Raw genomic sequence first — 18,061 nt, forward strand, 5'->3', positions numbered from 1 at the left:
GTTCGTCGAGCCCTGCCGCCAGCCACGTGTCGAGCGCGCTTCGCGTAGCGGCGACGACGAGGGCCGAGATCTCTGCGGGTCCCACATACCGGTAGCGCTTGAGCTGTGTCACGAATCGAGCACCGACCGCCAGTGTTGTTCTCGCTCCAGTGGCGGGGTCAGTACGCAGTCGCCGCAGGTGCCTCCGCCGGGGATTCGGTAGTACAGGCAGCAGTTCGCGCGTACCAGGAAGCGGCGTGGCAACGACGGCGACGGGCGGACCACCGTGCCTGTGCCGGCCAGGGGCGGCAGGGTCAGCACGTGGTCGAGCACCGCGCCCGCCAGCGCGTCGTGGCGGGGCATCGTGTCCGACAGCACCCCCGCCGCACCGGCCAGGGCCGACGCCACGTTGCCCCACAGCACCTTCGGGGACAGCCGGAACTCCGATCGGAACAGCTCCAGCAGCGGGGTCACCGTCTCCGTCAGCGGGCCGGCCACCAACGCCTCGGCCAGCTCCGAAGGGGGCAACGAGGACTCCGCGCGCAGCACCCCGTACGCGATGGGCATCGGTCCTGACGGCACCGGGCGCCACCACAGGTTGGCGCGCGTCGGCAGCGGCAGCGCGCCGCCCGCGATCGCCGCGCCCAGCGGTGGTGACAGCAGCCGGGACGCGACCCCCATGAAATAGACCGACGCGACCACCCGCACCGGCACGTCGTCCTCGGCCAGCCCGAACGCACTGACCAGCGTCGATCGCGCGACCGCCACCCGTGAGACCAGGACGGAGGGCTTCAAGAGGTCCGTGAACGGTCGCCAACCCAGCCCGGCGGACCAGGCCTCCCACGCGAAATACGGGCCCACGGCGGCCGCGGCCGCGAGAGCCGGACCCGCGGCGGCGGTTCGGTGTGGCGGCACGCGTGTGAGCGTAGACCGTCGATGGGGCACACTGACGACCCATGCGCGAGGTGCTCGTCATCGGAATCGGGGCCGGCGACCCTGACCAGCTCACCATCGAGGCGGTCAAGGCGCTCGGTCGGCTCGACGCCGCCTTCCTCGTCGACAAGGGCGACGAGAAGCGCGACCTGACGGACCTGCGCCGCCAGTTACTCAAGCAGTACGCGCCCGGTGCCCGCATCGTGACCATCAGCGACCCGCCGCGGGACCGCGCTGCCACCCAATATTCAGGGGCGGTCGACGACTGGCGCCGGAAGAGGGCTGCCGCGTTCCGGGAAGTAATAGAAAACGAGCTCACCGAGACGCAAACGGGCGGCTTCCTGGTCTGGGGCGACCCCGCCCTGTTCGACAGCACCATCGGCGTCCTCGACGACATCGACGGCGTCGACTTCAGCTACTCCGTGATCCCCGGCATCAGCAGCGTCAGCACCCTGGCCGCCCGGCATCGGATCGGGCTCAACCGGGTCGGCCGGGCCGTCCAGATCACCACCGGTCGGCGGCTGGCCGACCAGGGAATGCCCGCCGACGTCGACGACCTCGTCGTCATGCTCGACGCCCGCACCGCCTACCAGCACGTGACCGACGACGTCGACATCTACTGGGGCGCCTACCTCGGCACCCCCGACGAGATCCTGATCCAAGGCCGGCTGGCGGAGACCAAAGACCAGATCGACGCGGTACGCGCGGCGGCGCGGGCCAGCAAAGGCTGGATCATGGATACCTATCTCCTGCGCCGCCGCGACTGACGAACCGCTCAGACGACGTTGATGTCGCTGCACCACATGTACGTCTGGTCCATGTGCGACGCCTTCCAGATCACGAAGAGCACGTGGGGTCCGGAGCGCCCGGTCGCGGTGACGCTGAACGAGATGTTCTGCGCCGGCGCGTACCGGCCGGTCGTCAGGACCAGGTCGAGGTTGCCCCACCCGAGGCTCTGGGTGGCCGGGTTGAACCCCTGCTTGGTCACGTAGACGCGGAAGTAGTCAGCACCGTGGCTGGCCTGGTCGTACAACTGCGCGGTGAAGGTCCGGCTGACGTTGGTCCGCTTCCACGCACCGACCTGGTTCAGCGTGTTGTTGCGGGCCAGGCCGTTGCTGCACAGCTGTCCGTCCGGTGTGCGGGCCTGGTACTGCGCGGCCAGGCCGTCCCGCAGCGCGCTCATCCAGTTCCACATGGTGTCCGGATTGGCCTGGAAGGCCGCCCAGCACATCGGGTCCTGCGTCTGCATCGCCGGGTTCATGTGCTGGTTGCCCCAGGTCTTCCAGCACTGGTACGCGCGACTCTGCGGGTTGATGATCGTGCCGTGGGCCTGGGCCGGGCCGGCCCACGGCAGCAGACCGACGACCACGGCACATAACAGCACCAGGGCCGCTCGAAGGGACTTGTGAGTACGCACTGTTCATCCTCCGTTCTTCGACAACGGTCGGGATGGGAGCGCTTCCAACCACCATACATACACAGACGTGAATGTCATAATCCAGCGGCGTCGTCGTACCGTCGGCGCAGTTCGGACATTTCCGGCCCCGGCAGCGCTTCCTTCTGAGCGAGCTCCGCGTACGAAGGCGGGAACATCTCCTTGAGACGGTCGATGTACATCGTGTCGGCGGTCGCCTCGACCACCTGGATGCCGGGCGGATCGGCGGACATGTCCATGATCAGCGGGCCGGCCAGCTTGACGGCCACGTCCCAGGGGCGGCGGGCCTCGGCCACGCCGCACAGATGAAAGCCGTAGACGGTGCGCACCGAAGCGACAGCGGTGGCGTCGGCCGGCTCGTAGCCGTAAACGTGGACGCCGCAGACCACGGAAGACTCCGCGGCCGTCGCCTGGTGTCCGGCATGGTTGTGCTGACCGGGGTCCACCTGCTCGAGCGTCGAACGCATCTTGGCCAGAATCTGCCCGCGCACGTCGGCCGGCTTGGCCTCCGATCCGCCCGAGTTGGCCAGCACGGCCGCGCCGGCGGACACCGCGAGCAGGATCACCGCCACCCACACGAAGCGGTTCCGGAAAATCTTCACGATTGCTTTCACCTCATCGCCGGTACGGGCGCACGAGTCGCCCTGAGATCGTGGAGCTGGCCCGGCGAGGCTGGCCGTCGTCAGCACGGTTGCCCCCGTGCCGCACGGCGATATGAGCCATTTCACCACGCCCGCCCCGGCTCGGGCAACATCGATGGCCGTCAACGCGGAGACCGAAGTGGCAGACTCCTGCCCATGCCGCAGGCGACCGCGCTCATCCTCGGGGGCACCACCGAGGCACGGGAGCTGGCGGAACTCCTGGCCGGCGACGACCTCCGGGTGGTCACCTCGTACGCCGGCCGGACCACGGATCCGCGCAAGCCGCCCGGCGAGAGCCGCACCGGCGGTTTCGGCGGAGCGAAAGGGCTGCGCGACTGGCTCGCGGCGAACCAGCCCGCGACCCTCATCGACGCCACCCACCCGTTCGCCGAGACCGTCAGCGCCCACGCGGCCGAAGCGCACGGCGTACCCCGGCTGCGCCTCGTCCGTCCAGGATGGACCGAGGGGCCGGGCGACCGGTGGTTGCGGGTGGACAGCCTCGGCGGCGCCGCGGACCTGTTGCCGAAGACCGGGCGCCGCGCGCTGATCACCACCGGCCGCCAGCGGATAGCGACATTCACCACACATCCCGCGTGCACGGCGCTGGAGCTGCTCCTCGTGCGCTGCGTCGAGCCGCCCGAGGGCGACGACCTGCCCGGCAACGTCCACGTCGTGCTGGACCGGGGTCCGTACTCCCTCGACCACGAGCGTGACCTGCTCGAAGCCCACGCGATCGACGTCGTCGTGGCCAAGGACAGCGGCGGCGACGCCACCCGCGCCAAGCTCGACGCCGCCCGCGAACGCGGCATCCCGGTCATCCTGGTCGACCGTCCGCGCAAGGAGGCGATGCCGACCGTCCACACACCCGCCGAGGCCGCGGCGTGGGTCCGCGAACTACTCTCCGACGCGTGACGTTCGTACTGCTCTCGACCGCCGACACCGACCTCCTCGCCGCGAGCGCCGCCGACGCGGACTGGCGCGGGGCGAACCCCGCCCGCCTGACCACCGAGGACCTGCCGGAACTGCTGCAAGGGGCCGACGGTGTCGTGGTCCGGCTGCTCGGCGGGCGCCGCACGTGGCCAGAGGGGCTGGACGCCGTGCTGGCAGCGAACCTGCCGGTGGTCGCCGTCGGTGGCGAGGCCGTCCCGGACGCCGAGCTCACCGCGCTGTCCACCGTGCCGGCCGGAGTGGTCGCCGACGCGCAGCGCTACCTGGTCGCCGGCGGCCCGGCCAACCTGCTCCAGCTGCACCGCTTCCTGGCGGACACGCTGCTGATGGCCGGCGAGGGCTTCGAGGCACCGGTCGAGTTCCCCGCGTACGGCAAGCACGGAGACCACAAAGGCAGCGGCCCAACCGTCGGCATCGTCTTCTACCGGGCGCACGCGCTGGCCGGCAACACCGCGTTCGTCGACACGCTCGCCGAGGAGGTGGGCAAGGCCGGCGGCACGCCCGTGCCCGTCTACGCGGCCTCCCTGCGCTCCGCCGAGACCGGCCTGTTCGACCTGCTCAAGGGCTGCGACGCGCTGATCGTGACGATGCTCGCGGCCGGTGGCACGACCGCGGCGGACGCGTCCGCCGGCGGCGACGACGAGGCCTGGTCGGTCGAGGCCCTGGCCGCGCTCGACGTGCCGGTGCTGCAGGGCCTGTGCCTGACCACGACCCGCGAGGCCTGGGACCGCAGCGACGCCGCGCTGACCCCGATGGATGCCGCGATGCAGGTCGCCATCCCGGAGTTCGACGGTCGCCTCATCACGGTGCCGTTCTCGTTCAAGGAGCCCGGCCCCGACGGGGTTCCGATCTACATCGCCGACCCCGAGCGGGCCGCCCGGGTGGCCGGCATCGCGCTCCGGCACGCCCGGCTCCGCACGATTCCCAACCAGGACAAGCGGCTGGCGATCGTCCTCTCGTCGTACCCGACCAAGCACTCCCGGGTCGGCAACGCGGTCGGCCTCGACACACCGGCGTCGGCCGTCGCCCTGCTGGTGAAGCTGAAGGAAGCCGGGTACGACGTGGGCGACGTGCCGACCGACGGCGACACGCTGATCCACACGCTGATCGCGGCCGGCGGGCACGACGTCGAGTGGCTCACCGAGGAACAGCTCGCGGCGGCACCGATCCGGGTGCCGGGGATGACCTATCGCGAATGGTTCGCCGAGGTTCCGCAGAACCTCAAGGACGCGATGACCGAGCACTGGGGTACGCCGCCCGGAGAGCTCTACGTCGACAACGACGACATCGTGCTGGCCGCGTTGCGCTACGGGAACGTCACGCTGATGATCCAGCCGCCGCGTGGCTTCGGCGAGAACCCGATCGCCATCTACCACGACCCCGACCTGCCACCCTCGCACCACTACCTGGCCGCGTACCGCTGGCTGGACTCCAACGTGGACGCCGTCATCCACCTCGGCAAGCATGGCACCCTGGAATGGCTGCCGGGCAAGGGTCTGGGCCTGTCCGACGGGTGCGCACCGGACGCCGTGCTGGGCGACCTGCCGCTGATCTACCCGTTCGTGGTCAACGACCCGGGCGAGGGCACCCAGGCCAAGCGGCGCGGCCACGCGACGATCATCGACCACCTGGTGCCGCCGATGGCCCGGGCCGACACCTACGGCGACATGGCCAAGCTCGAACAGCTGCTCGACGAGTACGCCACCGTCGCCGCGCTCGACCCGGCCAAGGTGCCCACGCTGCGGGCGCAGATCTGGACGCTGATCCGCGCCGCCGAGCTCCACCACGACCTGCACGTCGAGGAACAGCCCGGCGAGGACGACTTCGACGACTTCGTCCTGCACGTCGACGGCTACCTCTGCGAGATCAAGGACTCGCTGATCCGGGACGGCCTGCACATCCTCGGTGCGCCGCCGGCCGGCGAGGCCCGGGTCAACATGGCGTTGGCGATCCTGCGCGCCCGCCAGGTCTGGGGAGGGCGCCGGGGCGCGCTGCCCGGCCTGCGCGAGGCCCTCGCCAGCCACCTCGGCCTCGACGACTCCGCGCTGGAGAGCGACGCCCTGGAAGAGGTCGCCCGCAAACTGGTGATCGCCATGGAGGCCGCGGACTGGGCACCTGAGACGGTGGCGGCGGTGACCAGCGAGACGCTCGGCAGCGCGCCGGCCGCCGTGGTCGACGTGCTCCGGTTCGCCGCCACCGAGGTGATCCCCCGGCTCGCCGCGACCACCGACGAGATCACCGCCGTGGCGCACGCCCTCGACGGCGGTTACGTCGCCGCCGGGCCGTCCGGCTCGCCGACCCGCGGCCTGGTCAACGTGCTGCCGACCGGGCGCAACTTCTACTCCGTCGACCCGAAGGCGATCCCGTCCCGCAACGCCTGGGACGTCGGCCGGGCCTTGGCCGACTCGCTGCTCGCCCGGCACCGCGAGGACACCGGCACCTGGCCCGCGCTGGTCGGGCTGACGGTCTGGGGCACCAGCGCGATGCGGACCCAGGGCGACGACATCGCCGAGGTGCTCGCGCTGATCGGCGTGCGCCCGGTCTGGGACGACGCGTCGCGCCGGGTCAACGGCTTCGAGGTCATTCCGCGCGAAGAGCTGGGCCGGCCGCGGGTCGACGTGACCGTGCGCATCTCCGGCTTCTTCCGGGACGCGTTCCCGCACGTCATCGCCCTGCTCGACGACGCGATCGCCACGGTCGCCAAGCTCGACGAGCCCGACAACTTCGTCCGGGCGCACGCCCTCGCCGACCAGGCCGAGCACGGCGACTGGCGGCGGGCCACCACCCGGATCTTCGGTTCCAAGCCCGGCGCGTACGGTGCCGGCCTGTTGCCGTTGATCGACGCCCGGAACTGGCGCGACGACCGGGACCTAGCCGAGGTGTACGCGGTCTGGGGTGGCTACGCCTACGGGCGCGGGCTGGACGGCCGGGCGGCGCGCGGCGACCTCGAGACCGTCTACCGGCGGATGGCCGTGGCGGCCAAGAACGTCGACACCCGCGAGCACGACATCGCCGACTCCGACGACTACTTCCAGTACCACGGCGGCATGGTGGCGATGGTCCGCTCCCTGCGCGGCAGCGACCCGGCCGCGTACATCGGTGACTCGCACCGCCCCGACGACGTGCGCACCCGGTCGCTGGCCGAGGAGACCAAGCGGGTGTTCCGCGCCCGGGTGGTCAACCCGCGCTGGATCGAGGCGATGCGCCGGCACGGCTACAAGGGCGCGTTCGAGCTGGCCGCGACGGTCGACTACCTCTTCGGGTACGACGCCACGGCCGGCGTGGTCGACGACTGGATGTACGAGAAGCTCGCGGCCGCGTACGTCCTCGACCCGTCGGTGCGCGAGTTCCTCGACAAGTCGAACCCGTGGGCGCTGCGCGGCATCACCGAGCGGTTGCTGGAGGCGGCGGAGCGTGGGCTCTGGGCCGCGCCCGACCCGGAGACCATCGACGCGTTGCGGGCTGAGTACCTCCGGACGGAGGGTGACCTGGAAGGGGCGTGATTCCCCTCCCTTTGACGCGGGCCCGCCCAGTGGGTCACAGTGTTGAGCGAGCGGTGCGGAGGAACCCGGTGCGATTCCGGGGCGGTCCCGCCACTGTCACCGGGTAGCAAACCCTCACCTGATGGTCACGGCCCATTGCGGGCTGGAAGGCCGAGGGGATGCGTCGATCCGGGAGCCAGGACACTCGGCCGCTCGCCGTAGAACCATCGCGGGCGTGGACACCCGCGGAAGGGATTGAGCGTGCGATGAGTTCCGCGTACCCGTTCTCCGCCGTCGTCGGCCTCGCCGACCTGCGCCAGGCCCTGCTGCTCAACGCCGTCTCGCCGGTGATCGGCGGGGTGCTCGTGCGGGGCGAGAAGGGCACCGCGAAGTCGACGATGGTGCGCGCCCTGGCCGCGCTGCTGCCAGACATCGCGGTGGTGCCCGGCTGCCGGTTCGCCTGCGACCCGTCCGCGCCCGACGTGTCGTGTCCCGACGGGCCGCACGCCGGGGTGGCGGCTTCGGTGCGGCAGTCCCGGCTGGTCGAGCTGCCCGTCGGGGCCACCGAGGACCGGGTCGTCGGCACGCTCGACGTGCAGCGGATCCTGACCGAGGGCACGAAGGCCTACGAGCCCGGGCTGCTGGCCGCCGCGCACCGCGGGGCGCTCTACGTCGACGAGGTCAACCTGCTCCCCGACCACCTGGTCGACCTGCTGCTCGACGCCGCCGCGATGGGGCGGGCGTTCGTCGAGCGCGACGGCGTCTCGCTCCGGCACGCGGCCCGGTTCCTGCTGGTCGGCACCATGAACCCCGAGGAGGGCGAGCCGCGCCCGCAGCTCGTCGACCGGTTCGGCCTGGTGGTCGAGGTGGGCGCGCCGACCGCTCCCGGTGAGCGGGCCGAGGTCGTCCGTCGCCGGCTGGCGTACGAGGCCGACCCGGAGAGCTTCGTGGCCCGGTTCGCCGACGACGACGCCGCCACGGCCGAGCGGATCGTCGCGGCGCGGGCCCGGCTGCCGAAGGTCACGCTGCCCGACGCCGCGCTGGACCGGATCGCCCGGATCTGCCTGGCGTACGGGGTCGACGGCCTGCGCGCCGACATCGTCATCGCCCGCACCGCCGTCGCGCTGGCCGCCTGGCGCGACCGCCCGGTGGTCGCCGACTCCGACATCGACGACGCGGCCCGGCTGGCGTTGCCGCACCGGCGCCGGCGCGACCCGTTCGACCCGCCGGGCGCCGACCAGCAAGCCCTGGACGACGCGCTGGACCAGGCGGGCGCCTCGGACCCTGACGACGACCAGGATCCAGGCGGTGCCGGCGGCCGCGGCTCCGGGCCCGACGACAACCCGCCGCCCGACGACAACGGCCCCGGAGGTGGCGACCAGGCCGCCGCACCGGACGCCGAGGACCGGCCCGGCGGCCCGAAGGCCGCTCCCCCACCGGCCGCCGCCGCACCGGTCGGCACCGCCTACAAGACGCGGACGCTGACCGCCCGCTCCCGTGGCCGCTACGGCCACAGTGGACGGCGCTCACCGGCCTACGCGGCGCGCGGCCGGGTCGCCGGCTCGCGCGCCCCGCACGGCCGGATCGGTGCCGTGCACCTGCCGGACACCGTGCTCGCCGCCGCCCGGGACCACCGCGGCGGCCGCGTCGCGATCCAGCAGCACCACCTGCGCGAGGCCGTCCACATCGGACGTGAGGCGAACCTCGTGCTGTTCGTGGTCGACGCGTCCGGGTCGATGGCCGCCCGCGCCCGGATGGCCGCCGTCAAGAGCGCCGTGCTCTCGCTGCTCCGCGACGCCTACCAGCGCCGCGACACCGTGGGCATGATCACGTTCTGGGACACCGAGGCGACCACGGTGCTGCGCCCGACGGCCAGCCACGAGGTCGGCGTGCGCCGGCTGGCGGACCTGCGCACCGGCGGGCGCACCCCGCTGGCCGCCGGGCTCACCGCGGCCGCCCGGACGCTGGCCGGGGAACGCCGCCGCGACCCGCTGCGCCGCCCGCTGCTGGTCGTCGTCACGGACGGCCGCTACACCCGCGGTCCCGACCCGCGCACGGTCGCACCGGCCCTCTCCGGGGTGCCCAGTGTCGTGGTCGACTGCGAGAGCGGCCCCGTCCGGCTCGGCATGGCCCGCACGCTGGCCTCGGCCCTGGACGCCGAGTACCTCCCGCTCGCGGCGCTGTCCGCCGCCACCCTCAAGGCGGTGTGAGGCCATGCCACAGGGCAAGGTGGAGCGCGTACCCGACGACGGCCTGACCACCCGCGAACGCCGCCGCCAGCCGTTGCTGGCCGTGCACACCGGCACCGGCAAGGGCAAGTCGACGGCCGCGTTCGGGATGGCGCTGCGGGCCTGGAACGCGGGCTGGCCGATCGTGGTCTTCCAGTTCGTCAAGAGCCCGAAGTGGCGGGTCGGCGAGGAGACCGCGCTCAAGGCGCTCGGCGAGCACCACGCCAGCACCGGCACCGGTGCGCCCGTGACCTGGCACAAGATGGGCGAGGGCTGGTCGTGGCTGGCCCGGCCGGGCGACGAGCGCGACCACGCCGCCGAGGCCGCGGAGGGCTGGGCACAGGTCAAGCGCGACCTGGCCGAGGAGCGGTACCGGTTCTACGTGCTCGACGAGTTCACGTACCCGATGAAATGGGGTTGGGTCGACGTCGACGAGGTCGTGGCGACGCTACGCGAGCGGCCCGGCAACCAGCACGTCCTGGTCACCGGCCGGGACGCGGCGCCCGCGCTGGTCGACGCGGCCGACCTGGTCACCGAGATGACCAAGGTCAAGCACCCGATGGACGCCGGCCGCAAGGGTCAGCAGGGCATCGAGTGGTAGCCACCCCACGGATCGTGGTGGCCGCACCGGCATCCGGGCACGGCAAGACGACCGTCGCCGGCGGGCTGCTCGCGGCCTTCGCCGCCCGGGGCCGCCGCGTGGCCGGCTTCAAGGTCGGCCCGGACTACATCGACCCCGGCTACCACGCGCTGGCCAGCGGCCGGCCGGGCCGCAACCTCGATCCGGTGCTGGTCGGCGAGGAGCGGATCGCGCCGCTGTTCGCCCACGGTGCCGCCGGCGCGGACGTCGCGATCGTCGAGGGCGTCATGGGCCTGTACGACGGCCGGGCGCACGCGGGCGAGCACGGCTCGACCGCGCAGGTGGCCAAGTTGCTGAAAGCGCCGGTGCTGCTGGTGGTCGACGGCTCCGCAGTCGGGCGCTCGGTCGCCGCGCTGGTGCACGGATTCCGGGGCTTCGACCCGACGCTGCGGCTGGCCGGCGTGGTGCTCAACAAGGTCGGCTCCGACCGGCACGAGGCGATCCTGCGCGAGGCCCTGGAGGAGACCGGCACGCCGGTGCTGGGAGTGCTGCGCCGCAGCGATGCCGTGTCCGCGCCGTCGCGGCATCTCGGCCTGGTGCCCGTCGTGGAACGCCGCGCCGAGGCGGCCGCCGCGATGACGGCACTCGCGGAGCTGATCGCGTCCAGTGTGGACCTCGACGCGGTCGCCGCCGAGGCCGCGACGGCGCCGCCGCTGGTGGTCGAACCGTGGGCACCGCCGGCGGTCGCGACCTCGAACCGCCCGGTCGTCGCCGTCGCCGGTGGGCCCGCGTTCAGCTTCGGCTATGCCGAGACCACCGAGCTGCTGACGGCGGCCGGCGCCGAGGTCGTCACGCTGGACCCGTTGCACGACGAGGCTCTGCCGCCGCGCACCGCGGCGCTGGTCGTCGGCGGCGGCTTCCCCGAGGTGTACGCGGCCGAGCTGTCCGCGAACGCCCCGCTGCGGTCGGCCGTGGCCGGCCTGGCCGCCGCCGGTGCGCCGATCGTGGCCGAGTGCGCCGGGCTACTCTGGCTGGCCCGCAGCCTGGACGAGGCGCCGATGTGCGGCGTGCTCCCGGCCGACGCGGCGATGACCGGCCGCCTCACCCTCGGATACCGCGACGCGGTGGCCATCTCGCCGAGCTGGCTCGCGCCGGTCGGCACCCGGGTCACCGGGCACGAGTTCCACCGGACGGCGACCACACCGGGCGCGGGTGCCACGCCGGCCTGGGCGTGGCGCGAACGGCCGGGCGAAGGCTTCGTGGCGGGCAACGTGCACGCCTCCTATCTGCACCTGCACTGGGCGGGCACGCCCGAGATCGCGGAACGGTTGGTGGCGGCATGCGCCTGATCGGAGTCGGCGTCGGGCCCGGGGATCCGGAGCTGATGACGCTCAAGGGGGTACGGGCGCTGGCCACCGCCGGCCGGGTGTTCGTGCCCGTGCTCGACCCCGCCGATGTCGGACGGGCCGAGGCGACCGTGCGGGCCCACGCCGCGCACGAGCGGATCGAGCGGCTGGTGTTCGCGCTCAACGAGCGGGAGGACGCCGGGCGGCGCGAGCACTACTGGGACGCGGCCGGGCGCCGGGTGGCCGACTGGCTGCGCGAGACCGGCGGCACCGCCGCGTTCGCCACCATCGGCGACCCCAACGTGTACGCCACCTTCGGCTACCTGGCGGAGACCGTGCGTGCGCTGGTGCCGTCCGTCGAGCTCGAGACCGTGCCGGGCATCACCGCGATGCAGGCGCTGGCCGCGGCGGCCGGGCGCCCACTGGTCGAGGGCGGCGAGGAGCTGGTGCTGCTGCCGATGGCCCGGGGCGACCTGACGCCGCTGCGCGAGGCGCTGGACCGCGACGCCACCGTCGTGGTCTACAAGGGAGGCCGGCACATGGCGGCGATCGCCGAGGCGGCGGCCGGGCGCGGTGCCGTCGTGGGCAGCCATCTGGGCCTGCCCGACGAGAAGGTGCAGCCGCTCGACGCGGTCGACGGGCCGTTGCCGTACCTGGCGACGGTGTTGATCCCGGCCGTGCGCGAACGACGTGGAGGAAAGCTGTGACCGGTCGCGTGACCTTCGTCGGCGCCGGCCCGGGCGCCGCTGACCTGATGACGCTGCGCGCCGCCCGCCGGCTGGCCGAGGCCGACGTGGTGGTCTGGGCCTCCAGCCTGGTCGCCGCCGAGGTGCTCGAACACGTGCGGCCGGGCGCCGAGGTGGTCGACTCGGCGGCGGTGCCGCTGGAGGCCGTGGTCGAGATCTACCACCGTGCGGCGGCCGAGGGCCTGCACGTGGTGCGCCTGCACTCGGGCGACCCGAGCCTGTGGGGCGCGGTCGCCGAGCAGCTCGACGCCTGCGCGGGTCTCGACCTGACGACCGAGATCGTGCCGGGCGTCTCGGCGTTCGCCGCGGTCGCCGCCGCCGCCGGCCGGGAGCTGACGGTGCCCGAGGTGGCCCAGTCGGTGATCCTGACCCGGTTGGAGGGCGGCAAGACGCCGATGCCGTCCGGCGAGCGGATCGCCGACTTCGCGCGGCACGGCACGACGATGGCGGTGTTCCTGTCGGCCGCCCGGGCCAAGCAGCTCGCCGAGCAGTTGCTCGACGGCGGCTACGCGCCGGAGACCCCGGTCGTGATCGGCTCCCGGGTGAGCTGGCCGGACGAGCTGCTGGCCTGGTGCACGATCGAGACGCTGGCCGAGACGGTCCGCGCGCACAAGCTGTGGAAGCACACCTTGTTCCTCGTAGGGCCCGCGCTGTCCGCGTCGGGCACGCGCAGCCACCTCTACCACCCGGGCCACTTCCACGGGCACCGCAAGGCCGAGCGGGCGGCCCGCACGGAGCTGAAGGCCCGCAATGCCTGAGGTCACCGTGTACGGGTTCGACGGCGGCCCCCTGCCGGCATCGGTGGCCGAGGCCACCCTGCTGGTCGGCGGCGCACGCCACCTCGACGGCGTCCCGTCCGACGCGGAGCGGGTCGTCATGGGCTCGGTGTCCGCGGCCGTCGACCGGATCAGTGTCCATGATGGATCTGTCGCGGTGGTGGCCAGCGGCGACCCGGGCTTCTTCGGGATCGTCCGAGCGCTGCGCCGGGCGGGCGTCGACCCGGTGGTGCGCCCGGCGCCGTCGTCGGTGGCCCTGGCGTTCGCCCGATTGGGACTGCCCTGGGACGACGCGGTGGTGGTGTCGGCGCATGGACGCGACGGCGGGCTGCGGCGGGCACTCAACGTCTGTCGCGCGTACCCGAAGGTCGCCGTGCTCACCGGCCCCGACGCGACGCCGCCCGCGCTGGCGGCCGGCCTGCGGGGTTGGCGGCGGGAGGTCGTCGTGGCGTCCGAGCTGGGCACGCCCGCGGAACGGCTGACCGGCCCGGACGGCGACTGGGCCGAGCCGAACGTCGCGATCGTCCTCGCCGCCGAGCTCACGGACGGCCCGGCCGGCTGGCTCGCGGGCGGGGTGCGGCCACCGGACGGGTGGGCGCTGCCCGAGGACGCGTTCCGGCACCGCGCCTCGATGATCACGAAGGCCGAGGTGCGGGCGGTGGCGCTGGCCCACCTGCGCCCGGCACCCGGCACGCTGGTCTGGGACGTCGGCACGGGCTCCGGCTCCGTCGCCGTCGAATGTGGCCGGTTCGGCGCGGCGGTGGTCGCGGTCGACCGCGACCCCGCTTCGGCGGACCTGGTGCGGGCCAACGCGGCCCAGCACGGCGTGGACGTCCGGGTCGTGACCGGCGCGGCGCCGGCGGTGCTCGCCGACCTGCCGGACCCCGACGCGGTCTTCGTCGGCGGGGGCGGGCCGGACGTGCTCGCCGCGGTGCTCGACCGCGGGCCCGCCCAGGTCGTCGCCGCCTTCGCGGCCGTGGAGCCGGTCGGCCCGGCCGCGGACGCGCTCGCGGCGGCCGGCTACGCCACCGGCGGCGCGCAGCTGCAAACCAACCGCCTGGTGGAGATCGTCGGCCGGCACCGGCTGGCGGCCATCAACCCGGTGACGCTCGTCTGGGGAACACGATGATCGGCATCGTCGCACCGACCGCCGCCGGCCGCGGATTCGCGGGCCGCCTGGCGACCGCCTGGCCCGACGAGGTCCGCGTCCACAGCCGGCTCGAGGACGCCTGGGCCGCCAGTGACGTCGTGGTCTGCTTCCTGGCGACCGGCGCGACCGTACGGCTGATCGCGCCGCTGCTTGCCGACAAGCACACCGACCCGGGCGTGGTCTGCGTCGACGAGGCCGGCCGGTTCGCGATCGCTCTCACCGGCGGCCACGACGGCGGAGCCAACGACGCGGCCCACCGAATCGCGGCTGTGCTCGGCGCGGAGCCGGTCGTCACCACCGCCACCGACAGCACCGGGCTCCCGCCCCTCGACGGGTTCGGCGCCGACCTTGGCTTCCGCCTCGCCGACGCGGCCCCGGTCGCCCGCGTCACCCGGGCGATGCTGGACGGTGCTGGTGCGACCGTCGTCTCGGACGCGACCTGGCCCGTTCCGGCCCTGCCGGCGGGCGCCGACCCGGTGCGGCTGGTCGTTTCCGACCGCGTCGACGCGCGCGGTGATCTGTTGTACCGGCCGCCTTCGCTCGTGGTCGGCGTCGGTGCCAGCCGGGGCGTCACGGCGGACGCGGTGGCCGCCGTGGTCGACGCCGCGCTGGCGGCCGGCGGGCTCGACCGGGCGTCGGTGCGGGCCCTGGCCACCGCGGACGTCAAGGCCGACGAGGCCGGCATCCTGGAGCTGGCGAAAGACCGGGGCTGGCCGGTGCTGACCTTCCCGGCCGAGGAGCTCGCGGTCGAGGACGTGCCGACGCCGTCGGAGGTGGTGCGGGCCGCGGTCGGCACGCCGAGCGTGGCCGAGGCGGCCGCGCTGCGGGCCGCGCGGGACGCCGGCCGGGACGCGGCGCTGGTGGTGGCCAAGCGGGTCACGCCGACCGCCACCGCGGCCGTTGCCCGGCTCGTGCCGCGTGGGCGGCTCACGATCACCGGCATCGGGCCCGGCGCCGAGGACCTGCGGACGCCGCGCGCGACCGCCGCGCTGCGCCGGGCGTCCGTCGTCGTCGGGCTCGACCAGTACGTGGACCAGGTGCGCCACCTGCTCTCCCCCGGCACCCGGATCGTCGCCTCCGTGCTCGGCGAGGAGGCCAAGCGGGCCCGGGAAGCGGTCGAGCTCGCCACCGAGGGGCACGCCGTGGCGCTGATCGGGTCCGGCGACGCCGGGCTCTACGCGATGGCCTCGCCGGCCCTCGAGCTGGCCGGCGCGGACGTCGACGTCGACGCCGTGCCCGGGGTGACGGCGGCGTTGGCCGCGAGCGCGCTGCTCGGCGCCCCGCTGGGCCACGACCACGCCTACGTCTCGCTGTCAGATCTGCACACCCCCTGGCCGGTGATCGTCGATCGGCTGCGCGCGGTGGCCAGCGCCGACCTGGTCGCCTGCCTCTACAACCCGCGCAGCAAGGCGCGCACCGCGCAGTTCGCCGAGGCGCTGGCGATCCTCGGTGGGCACCGGCCGCCCGAGACGCCCGTCGGTGTCGTTCGGGACGCGTCGCGCGAAGGGCAGCGGGTCCACCTGACGACGCTCGCCGCGCTGACCGCCGACCCGTCCATCGTGAACATGCGTTCGGTGGTGCTGGTCGGGTCCAGCCGCAGCCGGTTGGTGGCCGGGCGGATGGTCACGCCCCGGGAGTACACGTGGCTGTCGTGAGGCGCACCGTGCATCCGATCGAGGCGGAGTCCTACCGGATCCTGCGCGGCGAGGCCGACACGGCCGCCCTGCCGCCGTACTCCCGGGACGTGGTCGAACGGATCATCCACACCACGGCCGACCCGGGCTGGCTCGACGACCTGGTTCTCGACGAGGCCGCGCTGGCGTCCGGCCAAGCCGCGCTCGCGGGCGGGGCCGCGCTGGTCACCGACGTGACGATGGTCGCGGCCGGCGTGACGACGTACCCGGCGACCTGCCTGGTGGCCGCGCCCGAGACGGTCGCCCTCGCGAAGGAAACCGGGCTGACCCGGTCGGCCGCCGGGATGAGACTGGCGGCGAGGGCCCATGCCGACGGCGCGGTCTGGGTGGTCGGCAACGCGCCGACCGCGCTGACCGAGTTGCTGCGGCTGGCCGACGCCGGCGAGATCCGGCCCGCGCTGGTGGTCGGACTGCCGGTCGGCTACGTCGGCGCCGCCGAGTCCAAGGCTGCTCTGCGGGACACCGCGCTACCTCAACTGTCCAACCGATCCGCCCGTGGTGGTGCGGCCGTCGCGGCCGCCGCCGTCAATGCCCTGCTGTACGGAGATCCCCTCGCATGACCATCCCATTGCTCATCGCCGGCCACGGCACCACCGACCAGGAGGGTGCCGACGACTTCCGCCGCTTCGTCGCCCGGGTCGGCCGGACCCTCGACGTGCCGGTCGCCGGCGGCTTCATCGAGCTGTCCCCGCCACCGGTCAAGGACGCGGTCGCGTCGCTGCTCGAAACCGGCGCGCGACGGCTCGCCTGCGTACCCCTGATGCTGGTCGCCGCGGGCCACGCCAAGGGCGACATCCCGGGTTCGCTCGCCGCCGAACGCGCCCGGCACCCGGGGCTGTCGTTCGCCTACGGTCGGCCGCTCGGCCCGCATCCCGGGGTGCTGGCGCTCCTACGGGAGCGGCTCCACGGCGCGGACGCCGACACCACGGTGCTGCTCGTCGGCCGCGGCTCGACCGACCCCGACGCCAACGCCGAGGTCGCCAAGGTCGCGCGGCTGCTGGCCGAGACCACACCGGTGGCGGGCGTCGAGTACGCGTTCGTCTCGCTCGCCCAACCCAGCGTGCCGGCCGGCCTGGACCGCTGCCGCGCGCTGGGTGCCGGAAAGATCGTGGTGCTGCCGTACTTCATCTTCACCGGCGTCCTGCCCCGCCGGGTCGAGGCTCAGGCGGCCGAGTGGTCGGCGGCCCGCGGCGCTGACGTGCGGACCGCCGACGTGATCGGCGACTGTGCGGGGCTGGCCGAGATCGTGGTGGAGCGTTACCACGAGGCGCTGGGCGGGGACATCCGGGCCAACTGCGACACCTGCAAGTACCGGATCGCCCTGCCGTTCCACGAGCAGTCCGTGGGCGCCGCCCAGCTACCCCACCATCACCCGGCCGATCACCACCACCATCACTGAGTGGACAGGACCGCCTCGCGGCGCAGGCTGCGCTCGACGACCGCGCCCAGCCCGAGGCCGAGGGCGGTCCAGACGACCACCTGCGTGCCGAGTGAGGCCAGGCGGAAGTTCCACAGCAGGATCGGCGAGAACCCGTCCGGGATCTCCTCGATCGACGGCAGCAGGACCTGCGCGACCGCGATCACGGCCACGAACACGCCGGCCGCGATGATCGTCGCGTTCCAGACGCCGAACCGGGCCACCTGCGACCGTCCTACGTAGACGGCCAAGGCCAGCGACGCGAGCGCGATCACCAGCATCAGGAAGTACAGCGACGTACGCCTGCCGATGGTGTCCTCGGAACCCGTGGCCGGTGGGTTGGCCGGGTACTTGAGGAACGGGACCAGCGCGACCACGACGAAGCCGGCCAGTGCGACCAGCGCCGCGGTCGCCCGCGGCCCGAGTCGACCGATCCGGCCGTACGCGGCGGCGAACGCCATCGAGAAGATGCCACCGAGCGCCACGCCGTAGATCAGCGTGGCGGTGAGCAGACCGACGGTGCTCTGGATGGTGCGGCTGACGAGGGCCGGCTCACCGGCCTCGCTGTGTGCTTCCTCGAACGCGATGGCGGCGTCGATCGGGCCTTCGCCCACGAGGTAGGCGAAGGCGAACGCGAGCACGCCGGCGGCCAGTCCCACCAGCATGCCGCGAACCAGCAACGAACGGGGGGACAGCATGATCGCCC

At 73.6% G+C, this 18,061-nt stretch carries 15 protein-coding genes, 1 pseudogene and 1 riboswitch; of the genes and pseudogenes, 12 read left to right on the forward strand and 4 right to left on the reverse strand.

Translation table 11 applies throughout. The features are described from left to right. Positions 1 to 108: 108 nt before the first annotated feature. Positions 109 to 894 carry a (2Fe-2S)-binding protein gene (locus tag CHC05_RS12265; protein WP_089247998.1) on the reverse strand — a complete coding sequence of 262 codons (786 nt, stop codon included), beginning with the start codon at positions 892 to 894 and terminating at the stop codon, positions 109 to 111. A 41-nt stretch (positions 895 to 935) separates the two neighbouring features. Here CHC05_RS12265 and cobF point away from each other — a divergent pair, with 41 nt between their 5' ends. Then, positions 936 to 1,679: a precorrin-6A synthase (deacetylating) gene (gene cobF, locus CHC05_RS12270; RefSeq protein WP_089248000.1), complete on the forward strand. Its 744-nt coding sequence runs from the start codon at positions 936 to 938 to the stop codon at positions 1,677 to 1,679. An 8-nt stretch (positions 1,680 to 1,687) separates the two neighbouring features. Here the strand turns inward: cobF and CHC05_RS12275 are convergent, their stop codons facing one another. Then, the gene (locus tag CHC05_RS12275) at positions 1,688 to 2,329 is read right to left on the reverse strand and encodes a lytic polysaccharide monooxygenase auxiliary activity family 9 protein (protein ID WP_218824525.1); all 642 of its coding nucleotides are present in this window, start codon (positions 2,327 to 2,329) and stop codon (positions 1,688 to 1,690) included. A gap of 74 nt (positions 2,330 to 2,403) precedes the next feature. Then, complete coding sequence (locus tag CHC05_RS12280; RefSeq protein ID WP_342745631.1) at positions 2,404 to 3,114, reverse strand: hypothetical protein; 711 nt, start codon at positions 3,112 to 3,114, stop codon at positions 2,404 to 2,406. A 30-nt stretch (positions 3,115 to 3,144) separates the two neighbouring features. Between CHC05_RS12280 and CHC05_RS12285 the strand changes: the two genes are divergently transcribed. The 11 genes and pseudogenes from CHC05_RS12285 to CHC05_RS12330 all read left to right on the forward strand — a co-directional run. Continuing rightward, positions 3,145 to 3,900, forward strand: a complete 756-nt coding sequence (locus CHC05_RS12285; protein ID WP_089248004.1) for a cobalt-precorrin-6A reductase — start codon at positions 3,145 to 3,147, stop codon at positions 3,898 to 3,900. After that, positions 3,897 to 7,439 (forward strand): cobaltochelatase subunit CobN, encoded by a 3,543-nt coding sequence (gene cobN / locus CHC05_RS12290; RefSeq protein WP_089248006.1) that lies wholly within the window; start codon positions 3,897 to 3,899, stop codon positions 7,437 to 7,439. Before CHC05_RS12285 ends, cobN begins: the two co-directional genes overlap by 4 nt. 34 nt (positions 7,440 to 7,473) lie before the next feature. Then, a riboswitch (cobalamin riboswitch) is annotated at positions 7,474 to 7,646 on the forward strand. 38 nt (positions 7,647 to 7,684) lie between these two features. After that, positions 7,685 to 9,628 carry a VWA domain-containing protein gene (locus CHC05_RS12295; RefSeq protein ID WP_089248008.1) on the forward strand — a complete coding sequence of 648 codons (1,944 nt, stop codon included), beginning with the start codon at positions 7,685 to 7,687 and terminating at the stop codon, positions 9,626 to 9,628. 4 nt (positions 9,629 to 9,632) lie between these two features. Then, a complete protein-coding gene (cobO, locus tag CHC05_RS42425; protein ID WP_245870796.1) occupies positions 9,633 to 10,247 on the forward strand; it encodes a cob(I)yrinic acid a,c-diamide adenosyltransferase in 615 nt (204 codons plus the stop codon). After that, positions 10,241 to 11,575, forward strand: coding sequence for a cobyrinic acid a,c-diamide synthase CobB (locus CHC05_RS12300; protein ID WP_245870797.1), 1,335 nt, complete (start codon positions 10,241 to 10,243; stop codon positions 11,573 to 11,575). Before cobO ends, CHC05_RS12300 begins: the two co-directional genes overlap by 7 nt. Beyond that, positions 11,566 to 12,279 (forward strand): precorrin-2 C(20)-methyltransferase, encoded by a 714-nt coding sequence (cobI, locus tag CHC05_RS12305; protein WP_089248012.1) that lies wholly within the window; start codon positions 11,566 to 11,568, stop codon positions 12,277 to 12,279. Before CHC05_RS12300 ends, cobI begins: the two co-directional genes overlap by 10 nt. Continuing rightward, positions 12,276 to 13,076 carry a precorrin-4 C(11)-methyltransferase gene (gene cobM / locus CHC05_RS12310; protein WP_089248014.1) on the forward strand — a complete coding sequence of 267 codons (801 nt, stop codon included), beginning with the start codon at positions 12,276 to 12,278 and terminating at the stop codon, positions 13,074 to 13,076. The genes cobI and cobM overlap by 4 nt, the downstream gene beginning before the upstream one ends. Beyond that, positions 13,069 to 14,223, forward strand: coding sequence for a precorrin-6y C5,15-methyltransferase (decarboxylating) subunit CbiE (gene cbiE / locus CHC05_RS12315; RefSeq protein WP_089248016.1), 1,155 nt, complete (start codon positions 13,069 to 13,071; stop codon positions 14,221 to 14,223). Before cobM ends, cbiE begins: the two co-directional genes overlap by 8 nt. Continuing rightward, entirely contained in the window at positions 14,220 to 15,899 is a 1,680-nt protein-coding gene (cobJ, locus tag CHC05_RS12320) for a precorrin-3B C(17)-methyltransferase (RefSeq protein WP_089248018.1), read from the forward strand. Before cbiE ends, cobJ begins: the two co-directional genes overlap by 4 nt. Further along, a complete protein-coding gene (locus tag CHC05_RS12325; protein ID WP_089248020.1) occupies positions 15,896 to 16,498 on the forward strand; it encodes a precorrin-8X methylmutase in 603 nt (200 codons plus the stop codon). The genes cobJ and CHC05_RS12325 overlap by 4 nt, the downstream gene beginning before the upstream one ends. Next, positions 16,495 to 17,334: pseudogene (locus tag CHC05_RS12330) on the forward strand (sirohydrochlorin chelatase); the annotation flags it as partial. The gene CHC05_RS12325 and the pseudogene CHC05_RS12330, both read left to right, overlap by 4 nt. Here CHC05_RS12330 and CHC05_RS12335 read toward each other — a convergent pair. Then, positions 17,331 to 18,053, reverse strand: a complete 723-nt coding sequence (locus tag CHC05_RS12335; RefSeq protein WP_089248024.1) for a CbtA family protein — start codon at positions 18,051 to 18,053, stop codon at positions 17,331 to 17,333. The pseudogene CHC05_RS12330 and the gene CHC05_RS12335 overlap by 4 nt on opposite strands. Positions 18,054 to 18,061 lie beyond the last annotated feature (8 nt).

It is taken from the genome of Asanoa hainanensis, assembly GCF_900188485.1.
In the GTDB taxonomy this organism is placed as follows: Bacteria; Actinomycetota; Actinomycetes; order Mycobacteriales; family Micromonosporaceae; genus Asanoa; species Asanoa hainanensis.

Bases quoted from the DNA above. Each gene is read 5' to 3' on its own strand.
- cobF (WP_089248000.1), top strand. From the start codon at position 936: ATGCGCGAGGTGCTCGTCATCGGAATCGGGGCCGGCGACCCTGACCAG.
- cbiE (WP_089248016.1), top strand. From the start codon at position 13,069: ATGCCTGAGGTCACCGTGTACGGGTTCGACGGCGGCCCCCTGCCGGCA.
- cobI (WP_089248012.1), top strand. From the start codon at position 11,566: ATGCGCCTGATCGGAGTCGGCGTCGGGCCCGGGGATCCGGAGCTGATG.
- cobJ (WP_089248018.1), top strand. From the start codon at position 14,220: ATGATCGGCATCGTCGCACCGACCGCCGCCGGCCGCGGATTCGCGGGC.
- cobO (WP_245870796.1), top strand. From the start codon at position 9,633: ATGCCACAGGGCAAGGTGGAGCGCGTACCCGACGACGGCCTGACCACC.
- CHC05_RS12295 (WP_089248008.1), top strand. From the start codon at position 7,685: ATGAGTTCCGCGTACCCGTTCTCCGCCGTCGTCGGCCTCGCCGACCTG.
- CHC05_RS12285 (WP_089248004.1), top strand. From the start codon at position 3,145: ATGCCGCAGGCGACCGCGCTCATCCTCGGGGGCACCACCGAGGCACGG.
- CHC05_RS12335 (WP_089248024.1), bottom strand. From the start codon at position 18,053: ATGCTGTCCCCCCGTTCGTTGCTGGTTCGCGGCATGCTGGTGGGACTG.